General features: G+C 69.7%; 11 protein-coding genes and 7 pseudogenes. 9 read left to right on the top strand and 9 right to left on the bottom strand.

The features are described from left to right. Positions 1–171: 171 nt before the first annotated feature. From NFU81_RS21190 to NFU81_RS21180, 3 genes are all read left to right on the top strand, one after another. The gene (locus NFU81_RS21190; protein ID WP_251492235.1) at positions 172–1,704 is read left to right on the top strand and encodes an APC family permease; all 1,533 of its coding nucleotides are present in this window, start codon (positions 172–174) and stop codon (positions 1,702–1,704) included. Continuing rightward, positions 1,701–2,465, top strand: coding sequence for an IclR family transcriptional regulator (locus tag NFU81_RS21185; RefSeq protein WP_251492233.1), 765 nt, complete (start codon positions 1,701–1,703; stop codon positions 2,463–2,465). Before NFU81_RS21190 ends, NFU81_RS21185 begins: the two co-directional genes overlap by 4 nt. A gap of 1,004 nt (positions 2,466–3,469) precedes the next feature. Beyond that, positions 3,470–3,709, top strand: a complete 240-nt coding sequence (locus tag NFU81_RS21180) for a ferredoxin (protein WP_251492231.1) — start codon at positions 3,470–3,472, stop codon at positions 3,707–3,709. A 22-nt stretch (positions 3,710–3,731) separates the two neighbouring features. Here NFU81_RS21180 and NFU81_RS21175 read toward each other — a convergent pair. Both NFU81_RS21175 and NFU81_RS21170 read right to left on the bottom strand, forming a co-directional pair. Continuing rightward, a pseudogene (locus tag NFU81_RS21175) lies at positions 3,732–5,587 on the bottom strand (heavy metal translocating P-type ATPase); the annotation flags it as partial. A 131-nt stretch (positions 5,588–5,718) separates the two neighbouring features. Continuing rightward, complete coding sequence (locus NFU81_RS21170) at positions 5,719–6,279, bottom strand: DUF2231 domain-containing protein (protein ID WP_251492229.1); 561 nt, start codon at positions 6,277–6,279, stop codon at positions 5,719–5,721. 418 nt (positions 6,280–6,697) lie between these two features. Between NFU81_RS21170 and NFU81_RS21165 the strand changes: the two are divergent. The 3 genes and pseudogenes from NFU81_RS21165 to NFU81_RS21155 all read left to right on the top strand — a co-directional run. Then, positions 6,698–6,870, top strand: a pseudogene (locus NFU81_RS21165) (amino acid permease); the annotation flags it as partial. A gap of 78 nt (positions 6,871–6,948) precedes the next feature. Continuing rightward, positions 6,949–7,269: a hypothetical protein gene (locus NFU81_RS21160; protein ID WP_251492327.1), complete on the top strand. Its 321-nt coding sequence runs from the start codon at positions 6,949–6,951 to the stop codon at positions 7,267–7,269. Continuing rightward, complete coding sequence (locus NFU81_RS21155) at positions 7,269–8,060, top strand: nucleotidyl transferase AbiEii/AbiGii toxin family protein (protein WP_251492227.1); 792 nt, start codon at positions 7,269–7,271, stop codon at positions 8,058–8,060. Before NFU81_RS21160 ends, NFU81_RS21155 begins: the two co-directional genes overlap by 1 nt. A gap of 159 nt (positions 8,061–8,219) precedes the next feature. Here the strand turns inward: NFU81_RS21155 and NFU81_RS21150 are convergent. The 3 genes and pseudogenes from NFU81_RS21150 to NFU81_RS21140 form a co-directional block, all read right to left on the bottom strand. Next, positions 8,220–9,304 (bottom strand): annotated as a pseudogene (locus NFU81_RS21150) (integrase core domain-containing protein). 512 nt (positions 9,305–9,816) lie between these two features. Next, the gene (locus NFU81_RS21145) at positions 9,817–10,014 is read right to left on the bottom strand and encodes a helix-turn-helix domain-containing protein (protein WP_251492225.1); all 198 of its coding nucleotides are present in this window, start codon (positions 10,012–10,014) and stop codon (positions 9,817–9,819) included. Beyond that, on the bottom strand, positions 10,011–10,589 hold the full coding sequence (locus NFU81_RS21140) for a Uma2 family endonuclease (protein WP_251492222.1): 579 nt from the start codon (positions 10,587–10,589) through the stop codon (positions 10,011–10,013). The genes NFU81_RS21145 and NFU81_RS21140 overlap by 4 nt, the downstream gene beginning before the upstream one ends. Before the next feature lie 167 nt (positions 10,590–10,756). Here NFU81_RS21140 and NFU81_RS41325 point away from each other — a divergent pair. Then, positions 10,757–11,065, top strand: a pseudogene (locus tag NFU81_RS41325) (helix-turn-helix domain-containing protein); the annotation flags it as partial. Positions 11,066–11,264: 199 nt separating this feature from the next. On the opposite strand, the pseudogene NFU81_RS21130 reads toward NFU81_RS41325, so the two are convergent. Together NFU81_RS21130 and NFU81_RS21125 are read right to left on the bottom strand one after the other, a co-directional pair. Beyond that, positions 11,265–11,756: pseudogene (locus tag NFU81_RS21130) on the bottom strand (integrase); the annotation flags it as partial. A 156-nt stretch (positions 11,757–11,912) separates the two neighbouring features. Continuing rightward, the gene (locus tag NFU81_RS21125; RefSeq protein ID WP_251492220.1) at positions 11,913–12,965 is read right to left on the bottom strand and encodes a family 43 glycosylhydrolase; all 1,053 of its coding nucleotides are present in this window, start codon (positions 12,963–12,965) and stop codon (positions 11,913–11,915) included. Positions 12,966–13,372: 407 nt separating this feature from the next. On the opposite strand from NFU81_RS21125, the pseudogene NFU81_RS21120 reads away from it, so the two are divergent. Beyond that, positions 13,373–14,458, top strand: a pseudogene (locus tag NFU81_RS21120) (integrase core domain-containing protein). 147 nt (positions 14,459–14,605) lie between these two features. Here the strand turns inward: NFU81_RS21120 and NFU81_RS21115 are convergent. Both NFU81_RS21115 and NFU81_RS21110 read right to left on the bottom strand, forming a co-directional pair. Further along, positions 14,606–14,776 (bottom strand): hypothetical protein, encoded by a 171-nt coding sequence (locus NFU81_RS21115; protein WP_251492218.1) that lies wholly within the window; start codon positions 14,774–14,776, stop codon positions 14,606–14,608. Positions 14,777–14,781: 5 nt separating this feature from the next. Beyond that, complete coding sequence (locus tag NFU81_RS21110) at positions 14,782–15,069, bottom strand: hypothetical protein (protein ID WP_251492216.1); 288 nt, start codon at positions 15,067–15,069, stop codon at positions 14,782–14,784. 109 nt (positions 15,070–15,178) lie between these two features. Here NFU81_RS21110 and NFU81_RS41320 point away from each other — a divergent pair. Next, positions 15,179–15,488, top strand: a pseudogene (locus NFU81_RS41320) (hypothetical protein); the annotation flags it as partial. Between the last annotated feature and the right edge of the window lie 41 nt (positions 15,489–15,529).

The raw sequence follows: 15,529 nt of genomic DNA, 5'->3' as shown, positions 1-15,529 counted from the left end.
CGCGGGCGCATGTCGGACATGGTGGCCGATTACCGCCGACGAGACGCCCGGCGGGCGCGGATGCGGTCCCACTTGAGGATCGGCCTTGAGTTTCCTGCCGTCATGGCCGCGTAATCGGGCGGTTCTAAGCTCCCTTCCCGATACAGCATCGGGAAGAAGGGAAAGACCGAGGTGACAGCAGCTCTCCGGGCCGCCATCGACCGCGCACGCGGCGCCGGCCAGCCCAACACCACTGTCTACAGTCCACTGCGCGCGCTGGGCCGGCGTCAGCTGCCCGCGATCGACCTGCTGGCCCAGTCCCTGTCGACCATCGCCCCGGTCACCGGGATGATGTACATCGCCCTGTGGATGGCGACCCACCATCCCGGGGGCGGCGGGGTGGCCACCATCGCCACCACCACCTCGGTCGTGGTGGTCCTGGCCTTCTGCATCAGCCAGTTCACCAAGCGGCTGGCGGCGGCCGGATCACTCTACAGCTTCGTGTGCCAGGGCCTGGGCGCCCGCGCCGCGCTGGCCACCGGTGCGGCGCTGCTCACCGGATACCTCGGCATCTTCCTCTCGGGGCTCGCCGAGGGAGCCGAGACCGTCCTGCGCATCGCCGCGCTCCTGCGGTTGCCGCACACCGGAGGCCTGCCTGCCCGGACGGCCACCTGCGCGGTGCTCGCCCTCGTGGTCGCCGTGATCTCGCTGCGGGGAGCGCGCTATGCCGCGCGCGCCATCCTGGTGACCGAGACCTGCTCCCTCGTGCTGATCAGCGGCCTGATGATCGTGACGCCGGCCGGCTCCCCGGGCGGCGCCGCCCCGGTGTCCCCGACCTCGCTTGGCCCGCTGCCCGTGCTCGCCATGCTCACCGTGCTGTCCATGGCGGGCTTCGAGAGCGCGGCGTTCTTCGGGCCGGAGGCCAAGCGCCCGCTCTCCACGGTGACCAGAGCCGTCCTGGTGTCGCCGGTCGTGGTCGGGGTGCTGTTCGTGTTCGCCGCGTGCGCCGCCCTGACCGGGCACGGCACGGTCGTGGTAGACGCCTACTACGGCGGAACCCGGTCCGGGGGGCCGCCGTGGATGGTTCCCGCCCTCGACGTCGGCATGGCCTGTTCGTGGCTCGCCTGCACGCTGGGCTGCGCCCAGGCGGGTTCGCGGCTGCTGTACTCGATGGGTGTGGAGCACGTGGTGCCCGGCCTCCTCTCCCGGGTCCACGCCCGGCTGCGCACCCCGTATGCCGCCGTCGCGGTCTTCATGGCCACCGGTCTCGTGGGGGCCGGCGTGTACGGTCCGGCCGGCAGGCACGACGTCGGGATGTTCAACAGCGTGGTGGAGACCGCTCTGGTGGTCGCTTACACGTTGGTGGCGTACGCCTCGCTCCGGTTCCTGCGCAGGATCGGCGAGCACACGGTCCCCACGCTGGTCGCCGGCGGGGTCGTCAGTGCTCTGGGCGCGGGTCTGCTCGCGGTCATCGCCGCCGAGGGCGCACTGCACGGTGAGTGGGCCGCACCCGTCGCGCTGGTGCTCCTCGCCTCGTCCGGGGCCCTCTGGCATGCGGTACTGCGACGGGTGCGCCCGGCGAGCCTCACCCAGATCGGCGCGTTCGACTCGGTGGAGACGGCGGACATCCTCCCTGGCGCCGGCGTGCTCGTCCTCGACGCCCAGGGGCGCCGCCGGATCGTCGCCGGCCCCGCCGGCGACTGCCGCGAGGAGAGAGCCGGGTGACACCGATACGGCGGCGGGCCGGCAACGACGACGCGAGCTTCAGCGGCCAGCAGCCCGGGGCGGTGCAGAAGGCGCTGAGCATGCTGGAGGCCGTGGCCCACCTCGGTCCCGGCACCTCGGCCCGGGACATCGCCGCCTTCGCGGGGGTACCCAGCGCGACCGCGTACCGGATGCTCAACCTGCTGGTGGCCGACGGCTACCTCGTGCGGATGCCCGACCTGTCCGGCTTCGCGCTCGGCCGTCGCACCGCCGAACTGGCGTACGCCGCCAACGGATCGGCTCCGTCGTCCTCCGTCCACAAGGTCGCCGAGGACCTGCGGCGCCACACCCGCTTCGGCCTGCACATCGCCTCGTTCGCGGACGGCCGGCTCCGTTTCGTCGACCAGGACCCCGACCACGACGCCGTCGGCATCGCCCTGCTCCGGCACTTCCTGCACGCCAATGCGCTCGGCAAGCTCCTGCTCGCCCACCATCCGAGGCTGCGGCCCGCATCGGCCCTGCCGGCCGTCACCGAGCACACCATCCGCGACCACGGCGTCCTCGACCGCGAACTGGACCACGTACTGCAGACCGGCTACGCCTACGAGGACCAGGAGGCCCTTGTCGGCCGCGCCGCCCTCGCCGTACCCATCCGCGACGAGACGGCGCACGTGGTCGGCGGCCTCTATCTGCACGGCGCCGCCCGCCGCATCACCCCCGACGACGGCGGCCTCCTGCGTTTCGCCCTCGACGGGGCATCCCGGCTGACGGGCCGGCTGTGAGCGGTCGGCGCTCGCCCGGGGAGGGGCACAGGCGGACGTCACCGACCTGAAGGAGTAGGGCCGGCCCGGGACGAACTGACCGGCGCTGCGGCCGTGTCCGTAGGCGTGGCGGAACAACAGGTCCGGGCTGGTGCGGTTCGCAGGGGGACGTCGCCCGACGCAGAGGCCACCCGGGCTTGTTAGGTAAGGCTGCACTGATTTAGGGTCTGGTCCGCTTTGCCGTTCCCTCGTCGTCCTTCGCTCGGAGCACCTCCATGTCGTCGTCCCAGATCGCCTTGCTCGGTGCCATTGCCGGTTTCACCATCTACCTCGGCCTTGCCCGAGCAGGGTCGGCAAGCGTCCCACCTTCATCGCCAACGTGGAGACCCTGGCCCATGTCCCGCTGATCGCCCGCTACAGGCCGGACTGGTTCCGGGAGCTCGGCAGCCGTCAAGCACCGGGAACGACTCTCGTGACGCTGTCCGGCGCCATTCGGTCGCCTGGCGTGTACGAGGTGCCCATGGGCAGCCCTGTCGGCCAGGCGCTGGCAGCGGGCGGCGGGCCCACCCGCCGGCTCGGTGCGGTGCTGGCTGGTGGCTTCTTCGGAAGCTGGCTTCCGGTGCCGCTGGACCCGGCGGCACCGGCCCGGGGCGCGGGAGTGCTGGTGGCACTGCCCGAAGACACCTGCGGTCTGGCCGAGACTGCTGCGGCGCTGGCGTACCTGGGATCGCAGAGCGCCCGGCAGTGCGGCCCGTGCATGTTCGGTGTGCCCTCGGTGGCCGAGGACTTCGCCGAACTCGCCTGGGGACGGCCCTGCTGGAGCGGCTCAACCGGCGGCTCGGGCTCCTCCCCGGCCGCGGCGCCTGCCGCCACCCCGACGGCGCCGCCCGCCTGGCTACCTCCGCCTTCCAGGTCTTCGCCGACGACGTCCACCAGCACGTCCGGTACGGACCGTGCGCCCACGCCCACGACCCCCTGGTGCTTTCCGTGCCGGATGCCCGCCCGCCCACGGAGAAGGAGTGGCGATGAACCGAGAACAAGAACTGAGCATCGATTTCGCCGCCTGCGACGGCCACGGTCTGTGCGCCGAACTGCTGCCCGAGCGCATCGGTCTGGACGAATGGGGCTACCCCGTACTACGGGACGTCGCTATTCCTTCCGTACTGGTCGACCACGCCCGCCGCGCGGCTGCGGCCTGCCCGGTGCTGGCCCTGCGCCTGACCTCCGCCGCCCGCGGGGCGCGACGGTCCGCGCCCCGGCGCTGAGCGCGCCGTATGCGCGCGACTTTCACGGTGTGAGGGAGAAGTAGCTCTCCTCCTCCTGTGCGAAGTGCAGGCGCAGGAGAGTGTGGAGCCCGTACAGGGTTGCGCGCAGGTCGTCGAGCTGCTCCGGCTGCAGCGCCCCCGTGCCGTCCGCCAGGCGAAGGTGGGTGGTGATGCGGCGCGCGAGGCGCTCGATCTCGGTGTGGGCGCGGCTCATGGTCTCCGTGACCTCGGGGCTGCCCAACCGCTTCTCCAGCGCAGGGTAGAGCTGGTGCTCCTCCGCGAACTCGTGCGGAAGCAGCCGCTCGGTGAGCATGCGGTCCACCCGGCGTACGGCCGCCAGGTCCTGCGGGCCGTGGTCGGCGGACAGCGTCGCGGCGGCTTCACGCATCGCGTCGAGGGTGTCCCTGAGGTCGTTGTGCTCGACGGCGAAGCGGTCGATGAGGGCCTGGGCCCCGGCTCGAGGGAGTGGCCGGTCCCAGGCGCGGGCAGCAGAACGCGCAGTGCGTTGAGGATGACGGCGACGTCGATCCCCTCCTGCAGGAGCGCGCCTGCCGCCGGCGGCAGCCATCCGAGCAGTGCGGCGATCATCGCGACTAGGGACATCGCCATCCCTCCGCCGGCGCTCTGCACGGCGATGCGGCGCGCCCGTACCGCGATCTCCATGGCATCGGCGAGACGGTCCACCCGGTCGGTGGTGAGGACGATGTCGGCGGCCTCCGATGTCGCGGTGGAGCCGCGGGCGCCCACGGCCACACCGATGTCCGCGGCGGCCAAGGCGGGGGCGTCGTTCACCCCGTCGCCCACCATCACGGTGACCGCGCGGGCGCTCTCCTCCCGTACGGCTGCGACCTTGTCGGCGGGGAGCTGTCCGGCCCTCACCTCGTCCAGTCCCAGGACCGCTCCGACTTCGAGGGCCGCTTCGGCGCGGTCGCCGGTGAGCATCATGAGGCGGGTCAGCCCTGCTGCGCGAAGGCGCCGCACGGTGCGCGGAGCGTCGCGGCGCAGCGGGTCCTGCAGCAGGACGGCACCGGCGAGCAAGCCGTCACTGGTGAGCCAGGCAACCGCTGCTCCGTCGAGCAGTGCGCGGTTGTCCACCGCGCGCGCCCAGGCGGGAAGTGTCCCTGAGACCGGTCCCCGCTTTCCGACGCCGAGCCGGTGGCCGTCCACCGTGCCGAAGGCTCCGCTGCCGGGCTCCTCCGTGGCGTCCGCCGGCATCGAAAGGTCCAGGTTCCGGACGCGCGCTTCGCGAACGATCGCTTCGGCCAGCACATGTGCCGAGACCTGGTCGAGCGAGGCGGCCAGCCTCAGCACCTCGGAGGAGGACCAGCCGGGAGCGGCGGCGACCTCGGTGACCCGCGGCCGTCCGGCGGTGAGTGTGCCGGTCTTGTCCATCACCAGCGTGCGCGCCCTGCCCAAGCTCTCCAGGGCGCCGCCGTCCCGGACGATGACACCCTAGCGGGCCGCCCTGGATAGCCCGGAGACGATGGCAACCGGGGCGGCGAGCAGCAAAGGACAGGGCGTCGCCACCACGAGGACGGCCACGGCCCGGACCGCCGATCCGCTCAGCAGCCAGGCCAGACCGGCCATCCCTACCGACAGGGGGAGAAACCAGGCCGCGTAGCGTTCCGCGAGCCGCACCGTTGGCGCGCGCTGCGCCCCGGCGTTCTGCGCCAGCCTGACGATCTCCGCGTAGGTGCTGTCACGGGCGGTCGAGGTCGCCCGGAGCTCGAAGGCGCCGCCAGCATTGAAGACGCCACTGCGCACAGCGTCGTCCATGCCGCGCTCCGCCTGGGCGGACTCACCGGTCAGCACGGACTCGTCCAGCACCGCAGAACCGGCAGTGATCCGGCCGTCGACCGCGTCCGGCTCGGGGTCGCCGGCCGGATCGATGATCACGAACGGGATGGACCTGGACCGCAGCTGCTGCTTGAACTCGTGCGCCGGTCCCAAGCAGGTCCGGGCAGCACCGGACTGTCCTCCGTGCTGTCGACCGGGAGGAACCGGCAAGCTCAGCCCTGCCCCGACGTGGAGGAGATCCTGCCCTGCCAGGTGGCCTTGGCACCGGAATCGCCGACGCGGTACACCTGCACGATCGCTCCGGCCGCCACAGCCACGGACAGCACCACCGCCACGACCCGCACCCTTGTCCCCACCGCCGGCGCCGACCCCCGCACAGAGCTGGTCACGGGTGAGGCGGTCGCCTCCGCCCTGCGGTGGGTGAACCGCCGCACCGAGGCGGCGGTCGCCTCCGCTCCGCGGTAGACGAACCACACGGCGGCCGCCAGGACGAGCTGCCCCACGGTCCAGGGCAGGAGCTCGTCCCCGATTCCCGTATGCCGTTCCACCAGGGAGGTCTCCGGGACACGCTCCTGCAGCCACTCGCCGGAGTCTGTTGTCAGGGGCACCGCGATCAACGTGACCAGCGCCAGCACCGGCAGGAACACGCCGAACCGACGCATGATCTGCGGCCACACGGCACAGACCACCAACGCCAACGCCGTGAGCGGCACCAGAACCACCATCGCATGCACCAGCAGGACGTGTGCCGGAACGCCATTGATCAGTCCCACGGGTCCAACTCCCTCGACTCGAAGCAGCCGGGCCGGCCCCTCCGCCCCCGCGCTACCGCCATCAGCACCAACGGCCCCGGCGACAGACCCCTCCCGGCCGATGCACCTACCCCATGGGCACGCCAACCCACCGAAGTACCACCACGATGGCATCAGAGTTCGCCGGAACCCGGCCCCGCCCGGGTGCACCGCGGGACAACAGAGCCCAACGGATGACCCCCCTACGCCGATCAGCTCTCTCACCCACCATCTCCGCCGCAGCCGGATGTCGACACAGCCGTCGGACCGGGCACACGTGCGTCACCCCCACCTCCTGGCGATCGAAGCAAAGGGAGTCGCAGTCGCCCGCGCCCTGCGCCGGCCACCTCCGGTCCCACAGCGGGAACGCGGCGGACCGGTTTCGGAAGCACCGTGGGGCGTGTTCGACGCTGTGGTGATCGGTCTGGGGTCGATGATCGGCGCGGAGGTCTTCGCTGCGCCGGCGCCGGCGCGGCGGGGTCCGGGCTGCTGTTCTGGCTGGCGCTGGCCGCAGTGGTGGCGTACCGCAACGCCACCTCCTCCGCGCGGCTGGCGGCCCGTTATCCGCAGTCTCCTGCAGACCGTCCCGCCCCCTGGTCCTCACAGCCGGTCGGGTACCGCAGCCGATCTGCGTCGGGCATGCTGGTGAGTATGAGCAGGTACGCGATGGCCAAGCCGTACACCCTGCCGGAGTCGCTCGCAGAACTGGACGGGCCGACCACCGGCACGCTCACGCTGCCCCGCTCCATCGACTGGGGACCGCACTACACCTACGACCTGGGCGACCACGCCGATCTCGTACTGATGTACGAGCGCGTCATCCGGGAAGCCCCGACACCTGAAGACCTCCGCGCCTACCTCCACGGCCCGACACTGTGGCGCCTGTGGCCCCACCTGTTCCTCCCCGTAGAGGCGCGGACCGCCTGGCTTGCCCGCTTCCCCGCACTCGGCTCAGCGGCGGCAGCCGCGTAATGGACGAACAGCACCACCGCCTCATCCGCATCGCCCTGGACGCACTCGCGGACGACTACGGATACGCCCTCGCCGGCGGCTATGCCATCCAGGCCCACCACATCGTGCAGCGCGTCAGCGAGGACGTGGACCTTTTCGCCCCCTTCGCACGCGCCCGCCAGGAGATGCCCGAAGCCACCACACGCGTCGCCACCGCGTACGAGGCCGCCAGTTACAGCGTCGACGTGGCGCAGCAGGTCGAGACCTATACGCGCCTGACCGTCACCGACCCGGCCACCGGCACGCGGACGAAAGTCGAACTGGTCGCTGAGTTCCTCCACGACTCCGACCTCGGACCGGTCCTGCATCCCGACGACCTGGCCGCCGGCAAGACCAGCGCACTGTTCAGCCGCACGGAAGTCCGCGACGCCATCGACGTCGACGGCCTGATCAAAGCCGGCTACACCCGGGCCCGCCTCATGGAACTCGCCGCCGAGAATGACGCAGGCTTCGACCAGCGCATGTTCGCCGACTCCCTCGCCCGCGTCCAGCGCTACACCGACAAGCAATTCGCCGCATACCGCCTCACCCCCGCCGAAGCCGGCGCCATCCGCCAGACTTTCGCCACCTGGCAGCACGAACTGGCCCAGCCCCCTTCCCCGGGGAACGAGGCGACCGACACCCACACGAGCACCGCCAACCTCCACTCCCCCAGCACCCCCGCCGGGCCCACCTCGAACCCCGCTCCACCCACCGGCGACCCACCGCCTCCACGACTCCCCCACCTCGGGCCGCCCTCACGAGGGAGATGACACCCGAGCAATGCGGGAGGAGTCCGACGGGGCACGACGAGTCGGATTTCGGTCCGGCTCAACGCACGCGTGAAGCACGCGTCGGCGCGACCTCGGAACCTGACGCCACCTGTCAACCGTTGGCGGGACCTGTGCCGTTCGGAAACTCGTCGCTGCTGGTCAGGCCGCGTATCTGTACTCGTTGATCACGCCGCCGAGCACTCGGGTGCGTAGGAGCCGGTGAGGGGTTGGAGCGGTCATGGGCGCTGTGTGTTCTCGGGCGAGCGGAGGGAGCTGGCCCCTGGCCTGGTGTGGGCGATGACCGTTGTAGTGCCGGGCGTAGGTATTGAGGACTTGCCGGGCGTGGGCCTCGTTCCCTATCAGCAGGTGGTCGAGGGCCTCGCGGCGCAGGGTGCCGATGACCCGTTCGCAGTGCGCGTTCATCCGGGGAGCCCGAGGCGCGGTCTGCATGACCTCGATGCTGTCGGCTGCGAAGACCGGTCAAAGGGCTTGGTGTATTTCGCGTCCCGGTCGCGGAGCAGGAAGCGCAGCGACTCGACCCGCACACCCGATTCGACGGCAGGATTTCTCGCCTGCTGTGTCGTCCACGCCCCCGTGGGGTGAGCGGTTACGCCGGCGATGTGCAGCCTGCGTGTCCCGTGCTCGAGGAACACCAGCGCGTACACCCGGCGCAGGTCGACCAGGTCGATGTGTAGGAAGTCGCAGGCGACGATGCCTTCGGCCTGCGCGGTCAGGAACTCACGCCACGTCGGCCCGCTGCGTCTGGGGGCCGGATCGATGCCGGCGGCCGTCAGGATCTCCCAGACCGTCGTCGAGCCGACCGGATGCCCGAGCCGAGCCAGTTCGCCCTGGATCCGACGGCAGCCCCACCTCGGATTCTCCTTGGCCAGCCGCACCACCAGAGCCTTTACCGCTCCCGCCGTCGAGGGTCTGCCGGACCTGGTCCGGCGCTTGCTGTAGTCCCACTTCCGGGTGATCAGTCTGCGGTGCCACGCCAACAGCGTCGCGGGCGTCACCGGGAACACCTGCGCCCATCGACGCCGCGGGATCAGCGAGGACAGTGCCGCGAGCCATAGCCGATCCGCCGGCTTGTACCGCACAGGACCGGTGAGCTGCCTGCGCAGCACCGAGTTCTCGTGGCGCAACACCAGCAATTCCGCCTCCTTGGCCATGTCCCGGCGCATCAGCACCGCCGGGACCGCGAGGAGCTTGCGTACCACCCGGTACACCAGCGAGACGATCACCCGGACAAGGTTCCAGCAAACCGTGATGCCGCGCCAGACGCCCGCGCCAGACGCCTACCACCAGCAGCGATGAGTTTCCGAACGGCACAGGATTTCCCCGTCAAACGGGACGAACTCTCCGGGCACTACTACCACTTACGCGAAAAGCGCTCACAAACGCGTACGCCGCGTGGTCCCCAGACGGTCCCCGACAGGTCACGGGATCCTCCTCTTTCAGCTCCGCTATTCCGGCATCGCGCCGTTGGCAGGAATACACAACCCCGACATCCGTTCGACGGCACCGAGTAGGCACGGGGAACGACCAGCCACCAGACCGGAACCACATCTGGAATTACCGCCACCCCGCTCAATGTCCCGCGCGAGTCTGAACAGTTCCGCGACGGGCATCGCCCGCCCCCGAGCATCGCCGACGCGAGGCCTCTGCACCGGTTGCCGCCGCCTTTCGCCGACCCAGCGAAGATCGCCCGCCTCACGGTACAGAAACGCGACCGACACGACAGCATGTGCGGTGTTCAGCGGGGAGAGAAGGAAAGGCTGAGTTGCGCGTGCATCGCATCGGCCAGTCGGGTCAGCATCTGGACGGTCGGGCTGACCCGGCCCTGCTCGATGCGGGAGATCAATGCCTGCCCGGTGCCCGCGGCCTGGGCGAGTCGGGACTGCGACCAGCCCAGCTCTTCACGACGGCGGCGGACCAGTTCGCCCGGGGTCACGCGCCTGCGCCGCCGTAACGGGGAAGCTCGGCTGTCTCGATGATCAAGCCCCCCACGGGGATCGTGTCCCCGAAGACGTAAGCGACGTGATTGTCGTAGGCGGGGTTCCCGTGCTTGGTGACCACACTCCAGTGGTGGTGCGCGGTCCCGTTGCGGGGGTCGATGATCAGGTAATGAGGGATGCCCATCGCAGGGTAGTCGCGGATCTTGCCCTCGTAGTCGTTCTCAGGATTCGACGGGGAGACGATCTCCACCGCGATCTCGACCGCCTCGGCCGGGAAAGCGTCGTCGGTGTCCGTCGCGGCAAAGGGCAGCACGACCAGATCCGGGCGCCGCAGGATACCCAGGGCGGCGTCCTCCACATCTCCGCCGGTGTGGGCGATGACGCCGTCGGGGAGCTGCGGCTGGAGCTGGTGAGCCAGCATCCAGGCGGCGCGTTCATGCCGGCCCGCGGGGCTCATCATCATGACGATGGCGTTGCCGCTGATCTCGAACCGGTCGGAGAACGGCGGCGGAGGCGTGAGGTGCGCTGCATACTCGCGCAGTTGCCGGTAGACCTCTTCGCGTGTCGTCACACTCCCACCATACATGTCATATCTGTCATAGCCGAGGGAGCGAGGCAAAACGGCCTGTGACAGTCCGCCGCCGAAGAGCCCGGCGCCGTCCCCCTCTACTGAGCTTGTAGCTGGGATGTCGTTGGGGGCAGGCTGACAGTGTGTGATTGTCGCGGTATGCCGTCTGTATGAGGTATCCGCAAGGTGGCGGGCTGACGCCCGAGCGGCAGGCGTTTCGTGAGCGGATTCGGTTGGAGGCCGCCGAGCGGTTCGCCGCGGGAGCCTCCACTGCAGAAGTCGCCAGGGAGTTACGGGGCAGCGTGCGCTCGCTTCAACGGTGGCCGCGGGCCTGCCAGGAGGCGGGCCGGCCTGGGCTGCGTTCGACAGGGTCGGTGTCGCTGCCCAAGCTGAGCGACGCGCTGTTCGCTGTGCTGGAGAAGGAGCTGGACAAGGGCCCGGTGGCGCACGGATGGCGGGATCAGACCTGGACTTTGGCCCTGCGAGTGCCAATAACTCATCCGCGCAGATCAGCAGCCTACGAACGACCTGCATGGGTGCACAAAGAGGGCAAGAATGGAACGCGTTCAGCAATCCATAACTTGATAGCTGAACACGTTCAACAATGCCATCCGCTCAGCACCCAGGTCACCAGCCCGCAGGCTGCTGACCTGCGCGGACGAATTATCGGCACCCACACCGTTCCGGTGCCGGTGGGATACCGGCGTCCTTCAGGATTTCCCAGACCGTGGAGGCGGCTACCTTCACTCCGAGTACCAGCAGTTCGCCGTGCACGCGCCGGTAGCCCCAGTTGGGGTTCTCACGGGCCAGGCGCAGTACCAGGCCTCGGATGGAGCAGACGGTGCGTGGTCGGCCTCCGCGGTGGGGCCGGGATCGCGCGGCGTGCTGGCGGGCGACCAGGTCCCGGTGCCAGCGCAGGACCGTGTCCGGCCGCACCAGCAGCCGCATACGGCGCAACGCGTCCTTCGGGAGGTGGTGCAGCAGCGCGGCCAGGCACGCCCGATCAATTGCTGTGAACCGCGCCCGCTGCCCGGTCAGCTGCCGCTCCAGCACAGAGATCTGATGGCGTAGCGCCAGGATTTCGACGTCCTTGTCCCGGTCACTCATCGGCAGCAGGCGCAGCATCGCGAACATGTTCGACACGCCCAGGTAGGCGAGTTTCAAGAGCACAAGTAATCATCATGCCGGGGTGATCGTCATCCCCGCCAGAGCGCTGCGTCAGCCTCGGCATCCGACAGCACGGAGGCCACGGCAAGTAGGCTCTGACCAGGGTGGATGAGGTTATCGGCATGCGCAGGATGCGCAAGGGTCTTTCAAACGGCACCGTCAAAGGATCGAGTACACCGCCGGAGTACCGTTGGACCACGTGACGGTGCCGACATACAGCATGAAGTCGGACGAGGAGTCCGGGTAGCGGCCGGAGAAGAAGATGCGCCACGAGTCGGTCGGCAGGCCGGGAACGACCTGGGCGTCGCCGGTCCCACAGGTGTTCGTGCCGGACGGGAACGACAGCGGGGTGCCGGTAGCGGGCCAGCTCCAAATACTCGTCGACTGGCGCCATTCGGTATGGTAGCTGCACAGGGTGTAACCACCGACCGACGTGAACAGCGTGAATGTGCCGCCGCGCTGCACCAGTACCGGATTTTCCTCGATCGGGTTGTCGGTGCGCTCGGTGAGTTGGTGACTGTCGCCGAGCACCTCAGTCGCGTAGCTGTCGATGTTGACCCGCGCCATCCGGATCGTCGAGTAGTAGTGCTTGTTGCCGCTGGAGTCGACGTACGCGGTGTGCTGGGTCTTGTACAGCAGGTAGAGCCTGTTCTCCCCGTCGATGGTGACGTAGCTGGCGGTCGGGTCGATCGTGCTGTCAGCGTTGATGGTGCCGGGCTCGGGATCGGCGGCGCCGTGCCCCGCGATGCAGGAGATCGGCGTGTCCCGCGGCACGAACGGACCGGTCGGGCTGGTCGAGACGCCCGAACCGATACAGCGCTTGGATGTCTCGCCGGCGATCACCGCCGCATAGAACACCACGTACTTCGTCCCGTCGGTGCCGTCGATCTTGACCTCCGACGGCGCCCACACGCTGTGGTCGGTGCTTGACGCCCAGCCCGGACGCCGCGTCAGCAGCGTGTGGCTGGACAGACTCCACGGCCCATCAGCCTCTGGCGCGGTCGAGATCGTGCGGGCCGTGTCCCACGCCCCGGTCGCCAGTGTCACCCACTGACCGCCGGCATAGATGACGCCCGGGTCAGCGATCTTGTATGAGGCCACCGGCGCACGATAACCGGCAGCCGGCGCCGGTGCGGCAGCCACCATCATCGACCCGATGGTGACGGCACCAGCCACCGTCGCGACCAGGGCCCGCCGCAGGTTCCCTCGCATGTGACCGCCTCCATACAGTGTGATCAACCGTCACTTCCAGCAAGCGCACATCGTAGGCGGACCGGCCACGCGCCCGCCATCCCCGGTGACCGCGGACGCCGGCGACGAACCCGGCGCTGCGGACTTCTCCCACGGCGAGACGGAGACGCACGGCGCCGGCCCCGCAACCCGCCCGCCGAACGCCGCCGACCGGACGCGTACTGGGCCCCGTCCGGCTACCGCCTGCGCGCCGGCCGTACCCCGGTGGAACCTGTCGTCGCGCGGTCAGTCGGCTCCGTCGCCCAAGAGCTGGACCCGCCGGTGGAGGACGAGTTCACCGTCCACCTCCCCACCGCCACCTGTGGGGCTCGTAAAGTCATCGCTGCAGGTGGCAGCTCTGGAGTGGCCTGGGCTGGGACCATGTCCGCGTGATCGTCTCACTGCTGTACAGGGCAACTCGCAAGCTGTTGACCATCCCTGGGGTGCTGCTGCGCCGAGACATCGCCAAGGACGCGGAGCTGCTTGTCCTCCGGCATGAGAACGCGGTACTACGCCGTCAGATCGCCGGCCCGGTCCGCTACGAGCCCGCGGACCGGTTCTGGCTGGCCACCCTCTCCAGCCTGATACCCCGTCGGCCGCTGGCCCGAGATCTTCCCGGTCACGCCCGGCACGCTCCTGGCCTGGCATCGCAGGTTCATCGCGATCAAATGGGACTACAGCGCCCAGCGCACCCGCACAGGACGGCCGCCGACCAAGGCAGCGCTCAAGAAGCTCATCCTGCAACTCGCCCGCGAGAACGCACAGTGGGGCCACCGACGGATCCAGGGCGAGCTGGCCCGCCTCGGCCATCCGATCGCCGCGTCCACGGTCTGGGAGATCCTGCACACGGCGGGCATCGACCCGGCACCGCGACGCACCGGCCCATCCTGGAAGGAGTTCCTCACCAACCAGGCCCAGGGCATCATCGCCGCCGACTTCTTCCACTCGACACCGCTCTCGGCCGCAGGCTGTACGCACTGGCGTTCCTCGAACACGGCACCCGGCGCCTGCACATCACCGGCGTCACCACCAATCCCACACGAGAGTGGGCGGTACAACAGGCACGAAACCTCACCGCTGACCTCGGCACGCGAACGGAGCCCCTGCGCATCCTCCTCCGCGACCGCGACGGCAAATACGGGCAGTCCTTCGACGCCGTCTTCGAGGCCGAGGAGATGGGGATCCTCAAGAGCGCACCGCAGGCACCTCGGATGAACGCCCACTGCGAACGAGTGATCGGCACCATCCGGCGCGAGGTACTCGATCACGTCCTCATCCTGAACGAAGCCCACGCCCGACAAGTCCTGGCCACCTACGAGCGCCATTACAACGAGCACCGCCCCCACCGAGCCCGCAGCCAACTACCACCCGCTACCGACCAACAGCCCGCCACCGTGCACAACCTCGGAGGAAGCCGACTCCTCCGCACGCGCATCCTCGCCGGCGCCATCAACGAATACCGCTACACAGCCTGACCTGCAGCGACGACTTTCCGAGCCCCACAGGCATACTCCACGAGTACCAACATGCCGCAGGACCAGCGCGGACGTGGTTCTCGGCACCTACACCGTTTCGGACCCGGCCGAGCTGCGCGTTTACCAACTCTTGAACGTGAGTGCCCGTCAGTTCGACGCGTGGGCCTCGTCGCGGGACCGGGCGACCAGGTCGCCGCGTTCCTCGCTGCGCTCCACCGGCAGGAGGTGGTCGGCCTCCCTGACCGTGGTGAACCAGGCGCCTTTCAGGCAGCGCGCGGCGGCCAGGCCCATCTCGGGTCGGGTCGACGTGGCGTGCACCCCCGTCAGACGAGTGCCGGGACCGCCGGCACCGGCTCGGGCACGCACCAGTCGTGGGTCAGCAGCTGGCGGTTGTGCTCCACGTCCCTCCTGACCTCTTCCGTGGAGCGCTCCGCGAACTGCCGGTACAGCAGCCGGGACACGGGCGCATGGCGCCGTACGGTGCCGGTGCCGGGCGGCGACATGAAGCGGTCCACCAGCTCGCGGGCGATCTCGTCGCCGCGGCCCTCGGCGAGCATCCGCATCCAGTGCGGTACGCAGTCCGTGTAGTCCTCCGGCAGGTCCCGGGTCATACCGACGAGCATCAGCGGCCCCACGTGCGCCGGGTGGCTTATGGTCCGTCGGCGAGACCGACTCGGCGGGACACTCCACGAGTACCAACATGTCGCATGACCAGGCCGGATGATTTATCGGCACCCACACTGCTCCTGGTGCCAGTCGAGTCCGGTCTCCCGGACGAGTTCGGCGAGCAGGTCGGCGGAGTCGTCGAGGCCGGGGCGGGAGGCCGGGTCCGGGGAGGGGCGCCGCGCGGTCGGCGACGACAGGGTCATGACGGTGGTCCGGCAGTGGCACGCCGTGCACCCCGCTCTCGGGACCGCGCCGATGGAGCTCATCGGACGGCTCAACCGGTCTGCCGCGCTCCCCCAGCAGGCGCAGGACGCGCCGCTGCGGTCGGCCGGGCTCAGCCGCGCCCAGTTCGACCTCATGTCCACCTCACGGATGAGGGCCGCGACCTCGTGGACGGCATCCTGC

The organism is Actinacidiphila cocklensis (genome assembly GCF_907177275.1).
GTDB lineage: Bacteria > Actinomycetota > Actinomycetes > Streptomycetales > Streptomycetaceae > Actinacidiphila > Actinacidiphila cocklensis.
The sequence above is the reverse complement of the archived record's forward strand: the minus strand, read 5'-3'. Positions and strand labels throughout refer to the sequence as shown.